This is a genomic window from Burkholderia sp. Bp9142 (genome assembly GCF_003853415.1).
Classification (GTDB): domain Bacteria; phylum Pseudomonadota; class Gammaproteobacteria; order Burkholderiales; family Burkholderiaceae; genus Burkholderia.
The window spans coordinates 101,744-121,042 of record NZ_QTPP01000014.1; the positions used below are offsets into that span (position 1 = coordinate 101,744).

The 19,299-nt window shown below is 66.1% G+C and carries 15 protein-coding genes; 5 read left to right on the top strand and 10 right to left on the bottom strand.

All coding sequences use genetic code 11. The features are described 5' to 3' along the window. The first annotated feature begins 190 nt into the window (after window positions 1-190). Genes DIE22_RS17825 through DIE22_RS17835 form a run of 3 tightly spaced genes read left to right on the top strand, consistent with a single transcriptional unit; the run spans window position 191 to window position 3,107 of the window. A complete protein-coding gene (locus DIE22_RS17825; RefSeq protein ID WP_260426704.1) occupies window positions 191-397 on the top strand; it encodes a DUF2345 domain-containing protein in 207 nt (68 codons plus the stop codon). Window positions 398-402: 5 nt separating this feature from the next. Continuing rightward, a complete protein-coding gene (locus tag DIE22_RS17830; protein ID WP_124605696.1) occupies window positions 403-2,631 on the top strand; it encodes a M23 family metallopeptidase in 2,229 nt (742 codons plus the stop codon). Continuing rightward, window positions 2,628-3,107: a hypothetical protein gene (locus DIE22_RS17835; RefSeq protein WP_124605697.1), complete on the top strand. Its 480-nt coding sequence runs from the start codon at window positions 2,628-2,630 to the stop codon at window positions 3,105-3,107. The genes DIE22_RS17830 and DIE22_RS17835 overlap by 4 nt, the downstream gene beginning before the upstream one ends. Window positions 3,108-3,175: 68 nt before the next feature. Here the strand turns inward: DIE22_RS17835 and DIE22_RS17840 are convergent, their stop codons facing one another. Beyond that, complete coding sequence (locus DIE22_RS17840) at window positions 3,176-3,400, bottom strand: hypothetical protein (RefSeq protein WP_124502178.1); 225 nt, start codon at window positions 3,398-3,400, stop codon at window positions 3,176-3,178. A gap of 299 nt (window positions 3,401-3,699) precedes the next feature. After that, window positions 3,700-4,494, bottom strand: coding sequence for an SDR family NAD(P)-dependent oxidoreductase (locus DIE22_RS17845; RefSeq protein WP_124605698.1), 795 nt, complete (start codon window positions 4,492-4,494; stop codon window positions 3,700-3,702). A gap of 161 nt (window positions 4,495-4,655) precedes the next feature. Here DIE22_RS17845 and DIE22_RS17850 point away from each other — a divergent pair, with 161 nt between their 5' ends. After that, complete coding sequence (locus DIE22_RS17850) at window positions 4,656-5,504, top strand: AraC family transcriptional regulator (RefSeq protein WP_124605699.1); 849 nt, start codon at window positions 4,656-4,658, stop codon at window positions 5,502-5,504. Window positions 5,505-5,596: 92 nt separating this feature from the next. Here the strand turns inward: DIE22_RS17850 and DIE22_RS17855 are convergent, their stop codons facing one another. From DIE22_RS17855 to DIE22_RS17885, 7 genes are all read right to left on the bottom strand, one after another. Beyond that, window positions 5,597-6,202, bottom strand: coding sequence for a LysE family translocator (locus tag DIE22_RS17855; RefSeq protein ID WP_124605700.1), 606 nt, complete (start codon window positions 6,200-6,202; stop codon window positions 5,597-5,599). Between the two features lie 95 nt (window positions 6,203-6,297). Further along, on the bottom strand, window positions 6,298-7,746 hold the full coding sequence (locus DIE22_RS17860; protein ID WP_124605701.1) for a heavy metal sensor histidine kinase: 1,449 nt from the start codon (window positions 7,744-7,746) through the stop codon (window positions 6,298-6,300). After that, window positions 7,743-8,438 (bottom strand): heavy metal response regulator transcription factor, encoded by a 696-nt coding sequence (locus DIE22_RS17865; RefSeq protein WP_057930191.1) that lies wholly within the window; start codon window positions 8,436-8,438, stop codon window positions 7,743-7,745. The genes DIE22_RS17860 and DIE22_RS17865 overlap by 4 nt, the downstream gene beginning before the upstream one ends. 22 nt (window positions 8,439-8,460) lie before the next feature. After that, entirely contained in the window at window positions 8,461-9,966 is a 1,506-nt protein-coding gene (locus DIE22_RS17870; RefSeq protein WP_124501302.1) for an efflux transporter outer membrane subunit, read from the bottom strand. A 5-nt stretch (window positions 9,967-9,971) separates the two neighbouring features. Continuing rightward, window positions 9,972-11,204, bottom strand: coding sequence for an efflux RND transporter periplasmic adaptor subunit (locus DIE22_RS17875; protein ID WP_124501297.1), 1,233 nt, complete (start codon window positions 11,202-11,204; stop codon window positions 9,972-9,974). A gap of 33 nt (window positions 11,205-11,237) precedes the next feature. After that, the gene (locus DIE22_RS17880; protein ID WP_124605702.1) at window positions 11,238-14,405 is read right to left on the bottom strand and encodes an efflux RND transporter permease subunit; all 3,168 of its coding nucleotides are present in this window, start codon (window positions 14,403-14,405) and stop codon (window positions 11,238-11,240) included. 228 nt (window positions 14,406-14,633) lie between these two features. Beyond that, window positions 14,634-15,401, bottom strand: coding sequence for a Crp/Fnr family transcriptional regulator (locus tag DIE22_RS17885; RefSeq protein WP_124501295.1), 768 nt, complete (start codon window positions 15,399-15,401; stop codon window positions 14,634-14,636). 216 nt (window positions 15,402-15,617) lie between these two features. On the opposite strand from DIE22_RS17885, the gene DIE22_RS17890 reads away from it, so the two are divergent. Beyond that, the gene (locus DIE22_RS17890) at window positions 15,618-17,270 is read left to right on the top strand and encodes an acyl-CoA synthetase (RefSeq protein WP_124501294.1); all 1,653 of its coding nucleotides are present in this window, start codon (window positions 15,618-15,620) and stop codon (window positions 17,268-17,270) included. A 39-nt stretch (window positions 17,271-17,309) separates the two neighbouring features. On the opposite strand, the gene DIE22_RS17895 is transcribed toward DIE22_RS17890, so the two are convergent. Then, entirely contained in the window at window positions 17,310-19,292 is a 1,983-nt protein-coding gene (locus DIE22_RS17895; protein ID WP_124501293.1) for a methyl-accepting chemotaxis protein, read from the bottom strand. Window positions 19,293-19,299: the final 7 nt, after the last annotated feature.

The window sequence follows — 19,299 nt, forward strand, 5'->3', positions numbered from 1 at the left end:
CCACCGCTTTGCGGTGGCCGCGATCATTCTGAAACCTTCTATAACGATTGCCCATATACGTATGACCGGCTGCTCGCGGACGGCATGGGAGCGTCGCGTCATATCGGCGTCCGGCCCATAGGCGTTTCTCTGCCGGTGTGTTTCACTCGCGAACATCCGACGGCACGGTTTTCCCGATATGGATGTGCTCGTGAACGCCAAAACTAGTGCGGTGGTGACCAGCGGCGGCGCATCGATGACCATCGAGAACGGCAATGTCGTCTTCAACTGTCGGGGTGAATTCCGTATCCGGGCGGCTTCGTTCACGTTCGAAGGGCCCGGCAAGACGTCCATCAGCCTGCCGCAACTGCCGGTGAGCGACTACCAGCCCAGCGCCAAATACAGCCACACACAGTAACGATCATGATCATCAGCCCCCCGTTTCTGCCCGAAGCCGGTCTTGCGGCCCCGACCGGGATGAACCCCGATCCGATGATGGATGCGGTAGACAAGTTCGAATGCGACCACGGCGTCTATCCGATTGCCTTCGATCGCCGCTGGCATTGCGGCGTGCATCTTCAGCCCGATACGAAGGGCAAGGTGCACGCGATTGCCGACGGCGAGGTCGTCGCCTATCGCGTCTGTCAGCATGGGATTGACGGCGGCGTGAGCCATACGGGATTTGTGTTGCTCAAGCATACGACCGAGACTGGAGAAGGCCGCACGCTGACGTTTTATTCACTCTACATGCATCTGCTGCCGCTGGCGGAGTATCTGCAGCACAGTGCGAACGCCAAGGATATGCCTGAGTTCCTGCAGATGCCGACCGGTTCGGTGAACAAGGGGGCGGTGACGCCGGCGGTCTCGGGGGAGGGCAAGAAGGTCCGGCGCAAGGACGTGTTGGGGTGGCGTGGCGAATATGAGGGTATGCCGCATTTGCATTTCGAAATTTTCATGTTGCCGGCGGATTTCGATGCGTATTTCGGGCGCACGCAACTGGGTAACAGTACGCCCACCCCGCCAACCGGAACGGACTGGTGGGGGCATGCGTATTTCGTCATTCCGGCAGGTAGCCGGTTTCGCCGTTTGCCTGAGAAGGCCGATGCCCGCAACAAGTTGCATGGGATTGAATTCAAGCCAGGTCAAGAGGGCTCGAACTCCCTGCCGTTGCTCGTTGAGACCTACTTCAGCGTCGGCTCGAAATACACCAATGTCTGGAGCCTGGCGCAAGACGGCACTCGCACGCTGCTCACGCCGCAACCCGTCGAGGAAAAGGACTACGAATACGACCTGTACAAGCGTGCGACGGCGCTTTATCCGTCTTGTCCAAGCGACGGCTACGAGCTGCTGCGTTTTGGTCGCATCCTGTCTCCATCCCAAACTCTGGCGGCAAATGCGCGCGCGACGTGGATGCAGGTCAACTGGGCGGCAGACAAGGTTGGCTACATCGATATCAATGATTCAAGTATCCACAAGTTCTCCGATGCGGACTTCCTGTCTTCCGTGGGTTGGCAGAAAGTCAGTGAGGGCAATACGCCGTTCAGCAGTGACGGACTGTGCGATGTGGACGCGCTGAAGAAGATGCTCAACGATGCTGCTTCGCACGAAGTGTCAGCGGTGACAGGGGAGACGCCGGAAGATCACAAGACGAGAGTGCTGTCTGCGTATGTAAAGGGTCATGCGCAGGTACGGCGGCAGTTGCGCGGCCTTGTCTGTCACGCGCCGAGCGAGTGGGATAGTACGAACAACGGGGGACGCTATGTGAGGCTGCTTGACGAGGGCGGCTTCTACCACGGTAATGAGAAGGGCTACAAGGATTTCATGAAGTACCTGAAGGAGGTTCAGTTTTGGGACAGAACGGGACTTCCTGCGGGGCAGAAGCTGTGGTTTTTCCATCCGCTTGAGTTCATTCGGAATTTTAGAAGGTGCGGTTGGTTGGGTAAAGATGAGTTTTCGCAAATCTATTCTGAGTCTAATTACATATCGGTACGGAAGGCTGGTGAGCAATATCGAGAGCTGTATAGAGGTTCGGTAAGCCGGGTCGCGAGAAAGTATGGTATTGTAAATTCAATTCGCATCTCTCATTTTTTAGGGCAGGTCGCAGTCGAGTCATATTATATGATGGCGGTTCGTGAGGCCAGCATTGCGGTCCCTGTTGCTGTTAGGGATAGTCACGAATCGATTGCGATAGAGTTGGGTGGCTATTTGAATGCACCGGCGAGATTTGTTTCGTATTTTCATGGTTATGAAAATAGCATTAGATTGGGGAATACTGGTTCTGGTGATGGGGTTAAGTTTCGAGGGCGAGGATTCAAGCAGCTTACTGGGCGATATAACTATTCCGAATATTGGGTGTTTAGGGGTTGGCTTGATGGGAATTCATATGATCGTGCATGGTTCAGTAAAAAGCCGCCCGGCGATGGTCCGGTTATAACAAATCCCGAGCGGGTAGGGAATGATAGCTACTCTTGCGTAGATACTGCTGGCTTCTTTTGCGTCCGATATCCAGTCGAAAAGACCGCAGACATCGGAATGTCAAAATTGGCATCGCGCGCTGTAAGCAGGATTATTAACCCATACGACATTAATAGTCTGCCGTTGCGTTGGGCTGAGACGCAAATGGCGTATCAGATATTGGGGGATAAGGTATGAGGAAATGTGTTGCGTTTATTTTGTTTGCACTTTTATTGTCGGATGCATGTGCGAAGGTTGTTAGGTCTTGCGATGGAAGGTATTCGGCACAGATCCTCGGTCCGTCCGAATTGGTCGTTAAGCGAGGTGGAAGGAAAGTTGGAATAGTTAAAATCGATCATCATATTGAGGGCGGTGCTTTTTCTTTGGATGGGAGAAGTTTGATTGTTTATGGAATGCCAAACAAGGTGGATCTTCGCGGCCCTCAGGCTACATTTATTTCAATTTATATTTTAAAGCCGACGCTGCGCGCGATTATGAAGAGAACGTATGGTGGTGGAATATATGATGTTGCGATTGGTTCTGATCAAAAATCGATATTTGTGTCTAGTCGTTTTGGGTTTGATGTTATAGATATAAGGAATATGAAAATTAGCTCGTTTGATCCGATTTCGGAGCCACAGTTTTCAAGGCAGAAATGTAAGTTTGGCGACTGACTTTGAGGCAGTTGCAAAATTTCTCGTCCGCGCCAGCGAAGCCACCTGCAGCTTAACATGGGCGATATTCATGAGCGGGTCGCGTGCTCCGCAAGGGCGACGATGCGACTTGTGCCCTTTCTGCCATCATCGACGAAGGCGTCGCCAAGTTTCCTGATCGCGACAATAAACCATTCGCGCTGGACGGACTTTCTTGCGTATGTGGCGGTCAGCTGATCTTGTTTCTGCCGAATTTTCAATTCGGCTAATGCGGGTCGACCTATCACAGATTTCAGCGGCCAGGAGCGATCCATAACAAAGAGGTTGCTGGCGAGAATATACAGTTGCCTAATGGTCCTCGTTTCGGTAGCCCTGGGTTAATTCACCAACTTCGAGAAAGGGTTCGAAAGGTGCTTAAGAATAAATATCCTATCAGTCCGCAGATAAAATGAATGATGTGGCGGGGCAGCGCAACCAACCATTGCCGATTGAGCGGTGGCGTGCCGCCCGGTTTGACGCCCGCGACTTGGCAGGCGTTCGGGGGGAACTGAATGGCAAACGCAATCCGTAGACTGACCCGCCCTCCCGACGTCACCGTAAGCGCCCGCCGTGCCTAGGCGATCGTGTCAACCACCCCGCCGTCGACGCGCAACGCCGCGCCTGTCGTCGCCGACGCCTGCGGCGAGCAGACGTACACGACGAGATTCGCAACTTCCTCCGTCGTCGCCGGCCGCTGGATGATCGAGCTCGCGCGCTCGCTGCGCACGAAATCCACCGCGACATCGTCGATGCTGCGGCCCGTTTCCTCGGCTGTCGCCTTCAGCATCGCCCGCACGCCTTCCGACATCGTCGGCCCCGGCAGCACCGAATTGACGGTCACGTTGGTGCCGGCCGCGACCTTCGCGAGGCCGCGCGCGATCGCCAGTTGCGCGGTCTTCGTGAACCCGTAGTGAATCATGTCGACCGGGATGTTCAGGCCCGATTCCGACGAAATGAACACGATGCGGCCCGTGTTGCGCTCGAGCATGCCCTTCAGGTAGTGACGCGCGAGACGCACGCCGGACATCACGTTCATCTGGAAGTAGTGCGTCCATTCGTCGTCGTCGATGTCGAAGAACGCCTTCAGCCCGTAGATGCCCGCATTGTTGACGAGGATGTCGGCCTCCGGCGTGTGCTGCGTGATGCGCGCGGCGCCGGCGGCGTCGGACAGGTCGGCGGCGACGCCGTCGACGTCCGCGTCGGGTACCGCGGTGCGCAGCAGCCCGAGCGCGGCTTCGACCGACTTGTCGCTGCGTCCGTTGACGACGACGCGGGCGCCCGCGTGCGCGAGCCCTTCGGCGATCGCCAGCCCGATGCCGGCGGTGGAAGCGGTGACGACCGCGGTCTTGCCTGTCAGATCGATGTGCATGAGCGTACCGGTTGGAAGAGGGAACGGAACCCGCCGCGTGTGCCGCGGCGGCCGAATTCAAAGCTTAGGCGATCCGGCCGCGAAGCGTCGGCACGCGGTTGCATCGCGCCGCGCAGTCTTGTACGGTGTGCGTTCGCCGTCCGTTTCCGGGAGCCTGTCGCGTGAGCCGTTCCGCCCACACCATCGCCGTGCCGTCGCCGTTCTGGCGGGATGCCGCGCTGCCGTTCATCGAGGCGCGCACCGTCGACGACGGGCGGACGATCTGCTACGCGAAGCACACGCACGACACGTTTTCGCTCGGCGCGATCGTCGGCGGCACGAGCACCTACCTGAACGGCGCGACGAAGGAGCAGGTCGGGCGCGGCGTGCTCGTGATCATCGATCCGGAGCAGGTGCATGCGTGCAATCCGTACGGCCCCGACGCGTGGGCATACCGGATGGTCTACGTGGACGTGCCGTGGCTCACGCGTCTGCAGCATTCGCTCGGGCGCGATCCGAACAGCGATTTTCACGGGTTTTCGCCGAAGTTGACGCAACGGCTCGACCTGTTCGCGCAGTTCGGCGGCTTTTACCGCACGCTGGTGGCGCCCGGCGTCGATCCGCTCGGCAAGGAAAGCGCGGCGGTCGAATTCTTCACGCGGCTGCACGGCGCGCTCGATCGCGAACTGCCCGGCGCCGCGCGGCGCGGGGCCGACAACGCGAAGCTCGCGCGGGCGGCCGACTACATCGCCGCGCATTGCCGTCAGGCCGTCACGCTCGATGCGATCTGCGCGGCCGCCGACCTGTCGCCGTCCTACCTGATCCGCGCGTTCAACGCCCGCTACGGGATGACGCCGCACGCGTTCCTGATCGACCGCCGCGTGCAGTACGGCCGCGCGGAGTTGCGCCGCGGCCGGCCGATCGCCGATGTCGCGCTCGATGCGGGCTTCGCGGACCAGGCGCATTTCCAGCGCGCGTTCCGGCGCATCGCGGCCGCCACGCCCGGGCAATATCGAAGCGCCGCGAGCTGACTGCGGGAAGGGCGGGCCGGTGCCGAAGACGGCCTGCATCATCGGTCATTTGCGCGTCATCCGCCGCAATCACCCGTGTCGAATTGCCGACGCTAGATATCGAGCAGATAAAGCGCGCTGCCCGCGAGCAGCAGTGCCATCGCGCGGTTGAACAGCCGCATCCGCCGCGCATTCGCGAGCCGATGCCGCAGCGACGCACCCGCATACGCCCAGCATGCGATCGACGCAAAGCAGATCACCAGATACAGCGCCGCGAATTGCCAGACCTGCGCGCGGTCGCCGTCGGCCGCATACGCGCCCATCGCGGCCACGCACGCAAGCCATGCCTTCGGATTCAGCCACTGCATCGCCGCGCCGGCCGCCGCCGACGGGCCGGCGGCGGCCGGCGCGTCCGGGTCGGCCGGGTCGGCCGACAGCCGGCCGTCGTCGAGCGCGAGCCGCAGCGCGAGATAAAGCAGGAACGCGATGCCCGACCATTGGGCGGCGGTCGTCAGCATCGGCCAGCGCGCGAGCGCCGCGTGCAGCCCGAGGCCGATCAGCAGGAACAGCGCGACGAAGCCGAGCGTGGCGCCGGCCGCATAGCGCAGGCTTGCGCCGAGACCGTGGCGCGCGCCCGCGCTGAGCGCGACGATGTTGACGGGACCGGGTGTGATCGACGACGCCAGCGCGAACGCGGCCATCGAAACCAGCATGCTCATCAGGTGTCTCCATGCGAATGTCAAAGTCGCATCGAGACTAAAGAAGCCGCGCGTCCCCGTATTGAAGAAAACTGCCCTCGGCGGCGCGGCCGCCGTCAGTGCAATGCGCGCGGTGCGGACGCGGGCTGCAGTGCGTGCGGGTCGTTGGCGTCGGCCGGGCGCGGCGGGCCGCCGCTGCACGGTTGCGTCGACACCGAGAAGCCGAACGTATTGATGCCGCCCGAACACGCGACGAACACGCTGCCGCCGTGCATCTCCGCGACCGCCTTGACGATCGACAGCCCGAGCCCGTGGTTCTCCTTGCTGTTCGCGCGCGCTTCCTCGAGCCGGTAGAAGCGCTCGAACACGTGCGCGCGCTGCACGGGATCGATCGGCTCGCCGGGGTTCGCGACCGACACGTCGACGAGCGTGTCGCGCGGCGTGATCGTCACGTTCAGTGTCGCGCCGGGCGCCGAATGCTGGATCGCGTTGATCAGCAGGTTGGTCATCGCGCGGCGGAACAGCGACGGATCGACGGCCGCGCGCGCATCGCCGTGCAGTTCGGCGTGCAGTTGCGCTTCGTCGAGCGGAATCTCGAGGAAGTCGAGCATGCGCCGCACTTCGTCGGCGAGCGACACGTGCTTCAGGTCGGTCGCGCGTTCGCCGCGATCGCTGCGCGACAGGAACAGCATGTCGTTGATGATCACGCGCAGCCGTTCGAACTCTTCGAGGTTCGACTGCAGCGTCTGGCGCATCCGGTCGACCGAGCGGTCGCGGCTCGTCAGCGCGACCTGGGTCTGGCCGATCAGGATGCTGATCGGCGTGCGCAACTCGTGCGCGACGTCCGCATTGAATGCCTCGAGCCGCGCATAGGTCTGCTGGATGCGCTCGAGTGCGCCGTTGAACGATGCGGCGAGATCGCGCAGCTCGGTCGGCAGCGCGTCGGTCTGCAGCCGCTGGCGGCGGTTGGTGGCGCTGACGGCCGTCGCGTCCTGCGACAGCCGTTCGAGCGGCGCGAGCCCGAAGCGCGCGACCGCGCGGCTCAGCAGCAGCGTGATGACGGTGGCGATCGCGATCAGCGCGGCGAGCGTCCACACGAAACGGCGCAGCATCCGCTGCGTGCGCTCGCACGACGACGCGACGATCAGCTTCAGGTCGGGCCGCTCGCCGCTGCCGGCGATCGGGACGGTCTTCGTCATCACGTCGTAGCTGCTGTGATTGAGCGCGTACTGCTGGAACGCACCGAACGGTTCGCCGACGGGCACGCCGTCGACCGGGTGGCCGAAGCGGAAGTCGGCGTCGGGGCTGTCGACCTGGTAGCGCGTCGACCCGTCGGGCGGTTCGAGGTCGGCGAGCTTCTCCTGCATCAGGCGGCCGCGCGCGGCCGTGGTCGCGTGCGACACGATCATCTGCGCGACCTTGGCGCGCGTGTCGATCGTCGCGCGCAGTTCGGCGAACAGCTGGCGCTCCATCATCACGAACAGCCCGCAGCCGACCAGCGTGAACACGAGCAGCGACACGATGCCGAACATCGCCGACAGGCGCAGGGTGATCGAGCGTTTCATGCGTGCCTCTCGCTGTCGGCGTCCTCGCGCGCCTCGAGCACGTAGCCCATCCCGCGGATCGTGTGCAGCAGCTTCTCCGCGAACGGGCCGTCGAGCTTCGCGCGCAGGCGCTTGATCGCCGTCTCGACGACGTTCGCGTTGCTGTCGAAGTTCACGTCCCATACGAGTTCGGCGATGGTCGTTTTCGACAGCACCTCGCCGCTGCGCCGCGCGAGCACGCCGAGCAGCTGGAATTCCTGCGCGGTCAGGTCGAGGCGCGTGCCGTCGCGGGTCGCGCGGCGGCCGATCAGGTCGACGCGCAGGTCGCCGATCGAGATCAGCGTCGATTCCTGCACGCGCGCGCGGCGCGTGAGCGCGCGCAGCCGCTCGATCAGCTCGAGGAACGAGAAAGGCTTGGTCAGGTAGTCGTCGGCGCCGCCGCGCAGCCCGCGCACGCGGTCGTCGACGCGGTCGCGCGCGGTCAGCATGATCACGGGCGTCTGCTTCTGCGCGCGCAACGCGCGCAGCACGCCGAAGCCGTCGAGTTTCGGCAGCATCACGTCGAGCACGACCACGTCGTAGTCGAATTCGACGGCTTTCCACGCGCCGTCCTCGCCGTCGAGCGCGGTGTCGACGACCCAGCCTTCCTCGGTCAGGCCGCTCTTCAGGTATTCGACGACTTTCGGTTCGTCTTCGACGATCAGGACTTTCATAGGCTTGGTTCGCGTAACCGGGTTAGGGGGCGACGCCCGCGGCGGGCTGCGGGCCGGCCGCCGCGACGTCGGCCGGCGCGGTGCCGCCGGTCGCACCGGCGTCCCAGCCGCCGCCGAGCGCCTTGGCGAGAAACACGACGAGTGCCGCGCGCTGGCCCTGGATCTGCACGGCCTGACGCTCGCTCGTCAGCAACTGCTGCTGGGCCGTCAGCACGTCGATGAACGGCGTCAGGCCGCCAGCGTAGCGGTCCTGCGCGAGCGATACCAGCTTGCGCGCGTCGTCGACGGCCGCCGACGCCTGCCGTGCGGCTTGCGCCAGCACCGACAGGCCCGTCACCGCATTCTGCACCTCCTGGAATGCGGTGAGCACGGTCTGCCGGTAATTGGCCTGCGCGGCCACGTAGCCTGCCTGCGCGAAATCGACGCCGGCCTTCAGCTTGCCGCCTTCGAACAGCGGCTGGCTGACCGACGCGCCGACCGACCACAGCAGCGCCGGCACGGTGAACAGGCCCGAGAAGCGCGTCGCGTCCCAGCCGATGTCCGGCGACAGCGCGATGCGCGGGAAATAGGCGGCGCGCGCGACGCCGATCTGCGCGTTCGCGGCGGCCATCGCGCGCTCGGCCGACGCGACGTCAGGGCGCCGCTGCAGCAGGTCGCTCGGCATCCCGGCCGGCAGCGCGGGCGCGTTGATCGGCACCACGCGCGGCGGCAGCGAGAACGCGGGAGCCGGCGTGCCGACCAGCGTCGCGATCGCCGTCTCGACCTGCGCGCGCTGCTGGATCAGCAACTGCGCCTGCGTGCGCGTCGCATCGAGCTGCGCGCGTTGCTGCAGCAGGTCGAGGCCGGACACCGCGCCGAGGTCGTGGCGCGCGCTCACGTAGTCGAGCGCCTTCTGCTGCAGGTCGATCGAGCGCTTGACGACGTCGATCTCGGCGTCGAGCTCGCGCAGCGCGAAGTAGCTGGACGCGAGATCGGCGCTCAGCACGAGGCGTGCGTTCGCGAAATCGTCGCGCGCCTGCTCGGAACTGGCCTGCGCGGATTCGACGCTGCGCCGCACGCGGCCGAACAGGTCGAGTTCGTAGCTGACGCTCGCGCCGACCTGGATATCGTTCTGCACGGTCGACATGCTCTTCGTCGCGTAGTTGGTCTGCGGCCGGTCGGCGGAGATCTTGAAGCGCTGGCCGCTCGCGTTCAGGCCGACGGCCGGATACTGCGCCGACGCGACCGACGCGAGCGTCGCCTTCGCCTGGTCGTAGCGCGCGGCGACGGCCTTCAGGTTCTGGTTGTTGCGCAGCGCGTCGGCTTCCAGCGCGTCGAGCTGCGCGTCGCCGAACGCGCTCCACCAGGCCGGATCGAGCGGCGCACGGGCCGGTGCGGCCGGGTGCCAGTATGCGTCGGCCGGGTCGAGCCGCCACGCGGCCGGCGTCTCGACGGCCGGGCGCCGGTAGTCGGGGCCGACCGTGCAGCCGGCGAGGGCCGCGATCGCGACGATGGTTGCGACGGCCGCGGGGCGCAGGCGGGCGCGCATCGCGCTCACGACTTCGCTCCCGCGGCCGCGGAGGCCGGCTTCACGGCGGGCGGCGCCTGCACGACGACCGCGTCGCCGTTCGCGAGCGCGTCGCCCGGGTTCGCGACGAGGCGGTCGTTCGGCGTGAGCGGGCCGTCGACTTCGAGCGTCTGCCCGATCGTGCGCACGACCGTCACCGCTTTCAGGCGCACCCGGCCGTTCGTGTCGACGGTCGCGACCGTCGGCCCTTCGGCGCGGAACAGCAGCGTGTTGGCCGGAATCTGCAGGCGGCCGACCGGCGTCATCGGCAGCGTCGCCTGCACGTAGGCACCGGGCAGCAGCCGGCCGTCCGGGTTCGGCAGCGTGATCTCGATCTGCAGCGAGCGGGTCGCGACGTCGATCGCCCGGGACGTGCGCGTGACCGTGCCGTCGAAGGTCTGGCCGGGCAATTCGGCCTGAGCGACGCTCACGTGCTGGTCGACTTTCACCTGCTGCGCATAGGCCTGCGGCACCTGCACGTACAGGCGCAGCCGGTCGGCCTGCACGACCGTGAACAGCGAGCGGCCCGCGTTGCCGGAATTGACGAGGTCGCCGACGTCGACGTTGCGCTGCGTGACGATCCCGTCGATCGGCGCGACGATGCGCTGGAAGCCCTTCAGTTCGGTGAGCCGGCGCATGTTCGCATCGGCCGCCGCGAGGTTCGCGGTGCCCTGGTTGAACGCGCCTTGCCGGTCGTCGAGTTCCTGCTGCGACACCGCATCGCGCTGGCGCAGCTGCTGCGCGCGGTCGAACGACGTCTTCGCGAGCGCGAGCGCGGCCTGCGCCTGCTGGCGCTGCGCGGTGGCCTGCGCGAGTTCCTGGTTCAGCTCGGGCGTGTCGAGTTCGGCGAGCAGCTGGCCTTGCTTCACGTGCGCGCCGATGTCGGCCTGCCAGCGCAGCACGTAGCCGCTCGCACGCGCATAGATGGGGGCCTCGACGAAGCCGCGCAGCGTGCCGGGCAGCGTCAGCTTGCCGCCGGTGGCCGCGTCGACCGGATGCACGACGTTCACGTACTGGCGCGTGTTCTGCTCGGCCACCGCGTCGAGCCGGCCGCGGTTCAGCACGTCGACGACGATCGTGCGCGCGGCGCCCGCGGCCAGCAGCACGCCGATCACGATCAGCACGACCCGCCCGCGCCGCGACACCGACGTGCGCGTCGGCAGGTGCATGCCGTGTTCGTCCACCTGGATGCCGACGGCGCTGTGATGTTTCTCTTCCATGAGTTGACCGGGTCTATAGGCTAGGGGCGAAAGTCAATGTCCGGCCTGGCGCGCGCGCCGGCGAGCCAGCCGCGCATGCACGCCGCCGAACACGAGCGGCACGAACAGCAGCGTCGAAACGGTGGCGAACAGCAGGCCGCCGATCACCGCGCGGCCGAGCGGCGCGTTCTGCTCGGCGCCTTCGCCGAGACCGAGCGCCATCGGCACCATCCCGATGATCATCGCGAGCGCCGTCATCAGCACCGGGCGGATCCGTGTCGCGCCGGCCTCCAGCGCGGCCGTGAGCGGCGGCGCGCCGGCCGCGAGGCGCTGGCGCGCGAACGACACGACCAGGATGCTGTTCGCGGTCGCGACGCCCACCGTCATGATCGCGCCCGTCAGCGCGGGCACGCTCAGGTGCGTGCCGGTGATGAACAGCATCCACGCGATGCCGGCGAGCGCGGCCGGCATCGCGCTGATGATGATCAGCGGATCGAGCCACGACTGGAAATTCACGACGATCAGCAGGTAGACGAGCACGATCGCCATCGCGACACCCGCGCCGAGGCCGAGATACGACGTGCGCATCGTCTCGACCTGGCCGCGCATCGTCAGGTCGGTGCCGCGCGGCAGCGTCGCGCGCGCGTCGGACACGATCCGGTCGATCTCGCCCGCGACCGCGCCGAGGTCGCGGCCCTCGACGCTCACGTACAGGTCGATCGCCGGGCGGATGTTGTAGTGCGTGATCACGGCCGGGCTCGCGACGGGATGGATCTGCACGAGGTTGCCGAGCAGTTGCAGCGGCATGCCCGTGCGGCCGCTCGCGGAAATCGGCGTGCCGAGCAGGTCGTCGATCGACGAGATGTCGTATTGCGGGGTCTGGATCTGCAGCGGGTACTGGACGCCCGTGCGCGGGTTGATCCAGAACGACGGTGTCGTCTGGGAACTGCCGGACAGCGAGATCAGCATGTTCTGCGCGACGTTCTGCGCGGAAAGGCTGAGCTGCTGCATGCGCGTACGGTCCATGTCGGCCACCAGGGTCGGTTCGTCGTTGCGCTGCAGCACGTGCACGTCGACGGCGCCGGGGATTTGCCTGATCTTCTTCATCAGGCTGCTCGCGATAGCCATGTTACTCGCGAGATCGTTGCCGAGCACCTGCACGTCGATCGCGGCCGGCTGACCGAAGTTGAGGATCTGCGTGATGATGTCCGACGGCTGGAAGAAGAATTCGACGCCCGGGAAGCGCTGCGGCAGCAGCGTGCGCAGCATCCGCACGTAGTGCTGGGTCGAGCGGTGGCCCGGCTTCAACGCGATCATCAGTTCGCCGTCGAGCGTGCCGATCGTGCCGCTGTTGCTGTACGACAGGTTGATGCCGCTCACCGGCAGCCCGAGGTTGTCGACGATCGCACCGAGCTCGCCGGGCGGCACGGCTTCGCGGATCACGCGCTCGACCTGGTCGGCGAGGCGCGCGGTTTCCTCGATCCGGTAGCCGGTCGGCGCGCGCATGTGCAGCCGGATGTTGCCGGAATCGGCATTCGGGAAGAAGTCGCGGCCGAGCACGAACACGAGGCCGGTCGACATCACGCAGAAGCCGAGGAAGCACGTCGCGTAGAAGCGGCGGCGCACCAGCAGGATGCTGAGCAGCACGATGTACCACGCGCGCAGCCGCTCGAACGCAGCGTTGAACGCGTGATGGATGCGCGCGAAGCGCGACGTCGAATGATCGGGGCCGGTGCTGGCCTGCCGCGGGCGGAACAGCAGCATCGCGAGCGTCGGCACGAGCGTGCGCGACAGCACGTAGGACGCGAGCATCGCGAACACCACGGCTTCGGCGAGCGGCACGAACAGGAAGCGCGCGACGCCCGTCAGGAAGAACATCGGCACGAACACGATGCAGATGCACAGCGTCGACACGAACGCGGGCACCGCGATCTCGCCCGCGCCTTCGAGAATCGCATCGTGCAAGTCCGTTCCGAGGTGCAAGTGCCGCTCGATGTTCTCGATCGTGACGGTCGCGTCGTCGACCAGGATCCCCACCGCGAGCGCGAGCCCGCCGAGCGTCATGATGTTGATGGTCTCGCCGAGCGCCGACAGCGCGATCAGCGACGTGAAGATCGACAGCGGAATCGAGATCGCGATGATCAGCGTGCTGCGCCAGTTGCCGAGGAACAGCAGGATCATCATCGCGGTCAGCACCGCGGCGATCAGCGCCTCGTGGATCACGCCCTGCACGGCGGCATTGACGAACACCGACTGGTCGAACAGCGGCGTGATCGTGAGCCCTTCGGGCAGCGTCGGGATCACCTTCGGCAGCAGTGCCTTCAGGTCCGACACGACCTTCAGCGTCGACGCGTCGCCGGTCTTCAGGATCGACATCAGCACGCCGCGCTGGCCGTTCTGGCGCACGACGTTGGTCTGCGGCGCGAAGCCGTCGCGCACCGACGCGACTTCGCGCAGGTAGGTCGTCGCGCCGTTGACGGTCTGGATCGGCAGGCTGTCGATGTCGGCGATCGTGTCGGCCGACGCGTTCGTGTCGATCCGGTATTCGGTCTGGCCCATCTTCGCGGTGCCGGTCGGCAGCACGAGGTTCTGCGCGTTGATCGAGTTGACGATGTCGGCGGGCGTGAGGCCTTTCGCGAGCAGCGCCTGCGGATCGAGGTCGATCGCCACCACGCGCGTGCGGCCGCCATACGGGAAAGGGATCTGCGCACCCGGGATCGTGATCAGTTGCGGACGCAGGAAGTTGAGCGCGATGTCGGCGAGCGACTGTTCGCTGAGCGTCTTGCTCGACAGCCCGAGCTGGATCACCGGAATGCTCGACGCGGAATACGTGATCACGAGCGGCGGCGTCGCCCCCTGCGGCATCTGCCGCACGATCGCCTGCGCGGACGACACCGTCTGCGCGATCGCCGTCTGCACGTTCGCGCCGGGCTGCAGGAACACCTTCACGACCGCGATGCCCGGCAGCGACGTCGACTCGATGTGCTGGATGTTGTTGACGGTCGTCGTCAGGATCCGTTCATGGACGGCCGTGATCCGGTTGGTCATCTCCGACGCGGAGAAGCCGTTGTAATTCCAGATCACGCTGATGACGGGAATGTTGACCGCCGGCAGCACGTCGACAGGCGTGCGCATCAGCGCAAGCGGGGTGGCCAGCACGATCATGATGGCCATCACGATGAACGTGTACGGGCGCCTGAGCGCGAGATTGACGATCCACATGGCGGCAGCGGGACAGGCGGTGATCAGGCGTCGGTGAAGGGAACCCGAATGATAGGCGTCGGGGCGGAACGGGTTACTGACGCGAAACTGGCGGGATTGTCAGGTTGGGGCGCGGTGATGACAGGCCGATTCATCGGATGAAACGCGAGCGGGTGCCGGCGCCCGGCAACGGCTGCCGCATCGCACGCGCGTGCCGCGGCGGCGGCGATTCCGTTCATCGGGCCTCGCTCAGATCTGCTCCATCCCGACCCGCGCGAGCGCGGCCAGATCGACGACCTCGATCTGGTTGTACGCGAGCCGCAGCACGCCGAGCTTCTCGAGTTGCTGCAGCGCCTGGTTGATCCGCTGCCGCGACACGCCGACGAGCATCCCCAGTTCCTCCTGCGAGATCGCGAGCGACGGGCCGGTGTCCGGGTACAGGGCGGGGTTGAACAGTTGCGCGAGCGCCTGCGCGACGCGCGCGTCGACGTCGAGCAGCCGGCTGTTCTGGATCGACGCGATGAATTCGCCCATCCGGTTGTTGAGCTGGTGGATCACGAAACGCGTGAACGGCAGGCTCGTGTCGAGCAGCGCATGGAACGTGTCGACCGGCACGAACAGCACGATCGAGCGCTGGACCGCGACGACTTCGTACTTGCGCAGCTCGCGCTTGATCACGCTGCCTTCGCCGAACCAGCCGCCCGACGGCACGCCGGAAAACGTGCAGCCGCGCCCCGACGCGTTGAAGATCGCCAGCTTCAGCAACCCGCGATGCACACCGATCCAGTATTCGGACGGCGCGAGCCGTTGCGCGATCACGTCGCCGGCCTCGCGCTGCTCGGCCCGCGATTGCGCGAGCACGAGCGCCTGGTGTTCCGGCGCCAGTGCGCGGAACCACGCGCACTGGCCGAACAGTGCGGACAGGGCGGGCAACGGGCCCGGTTCGAGCGGCGTGTCGGCCGGTGTGTTGGCCGAGGCAGCGGCCGCGTCGGGCGGCGCAACGAGGTGGTCGTGCATGGGTGCGGGTTTGCGAGGATAGGGATAACGCGCAGCGCTCGAGAGGCACTCTGTCGTTTCGATGACAGACGGCTCACAATAGCGCCGGTTAGGCTGTCGGCAATTGAACCACATCAAGACCGATCGGGGTGCATGCACGCCGGCTGGACACGAGATCGAAGCGTGCGCCGCGGCGCCGGCGCACGCACCGGTCGACAGAAAACGGGAGACAGGATCATGACGCAGATGTTCGAGGCCGGACTCGGCCGCCGCGACGCCAACTACGTGCCGCTCACGCCGATCGATTTTCTGGTCCGCGCGGCCGAAGTCTACGGCGCGCGCCTCGCGATCGTGCACGGCGACGTGCGGCGCACGTGGGGCGAGACCTATACGCGGGCGAAGCAGCTCGCGAGCGCGCTCGCGCAGGCCGGGGTCGCGCGCGGCGAGACGGTCGCGGCGCTGCTGCCGAACATCCCGGCGATGGTCGAGGCGCACTTCGGCGTGCCGATGGCCGGCGCCGTGCTCAACACGATCAACACGCGGCTCGACATTGCGTCGGTGCTGTTCATGCTGCGTCACGGCGAAGCGAAGGTGCTGATCGTCGACACCGAATACGCGGAGCTCGCGCATCGCGCGGCGCTCGAAGTGCCGGGCCTGAAGATCGTCAGCGTCGCCGACGCGATGCCGGCGGACCCCGCGCGCTTCGCGGGCGCGACCGACTACGAGGCGTTCGTCGCGGGCGGCGACCCCGACTACGCGTGGACGCTGCCGGCCGACGAATGGGAGGCGATCGCGCTGAACTACACGTCCGGCACGACCGGCGACCCGAAGGGCGTCGTCTATCACCATCGCGGCGCGTATCTCGCGGCGATCAGCAACATCCTCGAATGGGACATGCCGAAGCACGCGGTGTATCTGTGGACGCTGCCGATGTTCCATTGCAACGGCTGGTGCTTCCCGTGGGCCGTCGCGGCGCGCGCGGGCGTGAACGTCTGCCTGCGCAAGTTCGACGCGAAGACCGTGTTCGACCTGATCCGCCGCGAACGCATCACGCATTACTGCGGCGCGCCGATCGTGCAGAGCGCGATCGCGAACGCACCGGCCGAGTTCCGCGCAGGCATCGATCACACGGTGCACGCGATGGTCGCCGGCGCGGCGCCCGCGCCGGCCGTGATCGCGAAGATGAAGGAAATCGGCTTCGACCTGCTGCACGTGTACGGGCTGACCGAGGTCTACGGCCCGGCGACCGTGTGCGCGAAGCAGGCGCACTGGGACGACTTGCCCGACGACGAACGCGCGCGCCTCAACGCGCGGCAGGGCGTGCGCTATCACCTGGAAGCGGGCGCGACGGTGCTCGACCCGGACACGATGGCGCCGGTGCCGGCCGACGGCGAGACGCTCGGCGAGATCATGTTCCGCGGCAACATCTGCATGAAGGGCTACCTGAAGAATCCGCACGCGACGGAGGAAGCGTTCCACGGCGGCTGGTTCCATACGGGCGATCTCGGTGTGCTGACGCCGGACGGCTATATCCGCATCAAGGATCGCCGCAAGGACATCATCATCTCGGGCGGCGAGAACATCTCGAGCATCGAGGTCGAGGATGCGCTGTACCGGCATCCGGCCGTCGAGGTGGCGGCCGTGGTCGCGATGCCCGATCCGAAATGGGGCGAGGTGCCGTGCGCGTTCGTCGAGTTGCGCAACGGCATGAGCGCGACCGAGGAGGAGATCGTCGCGCACTGCCGGCAGTTGCTCGCGGGCTTCAAGGTGCCGAAGGTCGTGCGCTTCGGCGAGCTGCCGAAGACGTCGACCGGCAAGATCCAGAAATTCCAGCTGCGCAACGCGGTTGGATCGGACAAGGCGATCGACCTGGCGGGGGACAAGAAGTAATCGACGGGACCGGGCGGTTGCCCGGTCGTTCGTCAGGTGTCACGCGTTGGGTGCCAGCCGGAACACACTGACGGCTTCCGACAATTGCGCGGCCTGGTCGCGCAACGCGACGGCCGCGTGCTCGGCGTGCGAGATCAGCGTCGCGTTCTGCTGCGTCGCCTCGCCGATCTGCGTGATGGCCTGGTTCACCTGCTCGATGCCGGTCGATTGCTCGCGCGACGCGGCGCTGATCTCGCCGATCAGCGTGCTGACCTGGTCGACGCGCTGGACGATGTCGCGCATCGTGCCGCGCGCGGCGTCCGCGATCCGGTAACCCTGTTCGACCGTCGTCGACGATTCGGTGCTCAGCGCGTCGATTTCCTTGACCGCGGCCGCGCTGCGCTGCGCGAGCGCGCGGACTTCGGCCGCGACCACCGCGAAGCCCTTGCCATGCTCGCCCGCGCGCGCGGCCTCGACGGCCGCGTTCAGCGCCAGGATATTGGTCTGGAACGCGATGCCTTCGATCGTGCTCGTGATTTCGGCGATCCGGCGCGTCGCACGGCCAATGTCGTCCATCGTCGCGACCACGCGTTGCACCGCGGTATCGCCGTGGGTCGCGGCGGCCGATGCGTCCGCGACCAGTGCGTTGGCTTGCGCCGCGTGTTCGGCGTTTTGCTGCACGGCGGCCGTGATCTGCTCCATGCTCGCGGCCGTCTGTTCGACGCTGCTCGCCTGCGTCGCGATGCGCGCGGCGATGTCACCGCTGCCGGCCGCGATGCCGACCGTGCCGCGCGCGATGTCGGACGAGCTGCTGCGCACCTGCGCGACGATGCGTGCGAGGCCGTCGCCGATGCCGTCGACCGCCTGCACGAGCCGGCCGATCTCGTCGTTGCCCGCCGCGCCGCGCGCGGCCGCGCCGTCGCGGATCCGGAGGCTGAGATCGCCGGCCGCATAGCGTTCCGACGCACGTGCCGCCGCATCGAGCGGCCGGCTCACGACGCGCCGCACGACGACCACGAACAGCGCCGCGAACGCCGCGACGAGCACGGCCGCGATCATCAGGAAACGGTTGCGCACGGTGCGCATGCCCGCCAGCAGTTCGTCGTCGAGCGCGATGCCGCCGACCAGCCACTGCCATTGCGGAATCGTCGTGAACGACACGAATTTCGCGGTGGGCCGGGCATCGTGCGCGGCCGGGTCGGCCGACGTGTATGCGAGTTGCCCCTGGCCGGCCGCGAGCATTTGCGAGTACGGTGCGCGCGCGTCGTCGGCGTGCTGGCCGGCCGCGTCGGGATGGACGATCAGGTTGCCGCGCGACGCGCCCGGTGACGCATCGAGCACGAAGTAGTAGCCGCTTTCGCCGATCTTCAACGTCCGGATGCCGTCCTGGACGACTTGCAGTTCGGCCCCGACGTCGAGGCCGACGAACAGCGCGCCGATCACGCGGCCGGTCGCGTCGGTGAGCGGCTTGTACTGCGTGATGTACGGCCGGCCGAACAGCTTCGCAAGGCCCGTGTAGCTGCGTCCGGCGACGAGCGGCGCGTAGGCGGGGCCGGCGCGATCGAGGCGCGTGCCGACCGCGCGCGTGCCGTCCTGCTTCTTCAGCGACGTCGTGATGCGCACGAAATCGTCGCCGTCGCGCGCGAAGATCGTCGCGATCGCGCCGCTTTTCTTCAGGAACTGGTCGGGAATCGAGTAATCGAGATCGAGCGGCTGGCCCCCCGCGGACAGCACGGGCGCGGCGACGCCGCCGATGTCGACGGTGCGCGCCGGGTCGAGCGAGAAATCGGCCGGCAGGAACCCGGCGAACAGCGACATGGCGCGGCTGGCTTCAGCGGACAGTGCCTTGTCGAACACCTCGACCATCGCGCGGATCGACTGCTCCTTGTCGGCGATGCGGGCATGGGCCTCGTCGGCGAGTTGCTGGCCGGCGAAGTGGGCGAGCGCCCATGCGAAAACGGTGAACAGCAGTGCGACGAGCGCACACGCCAGCGCGGCCAGGCGCGCGCCGACGCTCGCCCGGCCCAATTGGGGCAATCTCATATGACAT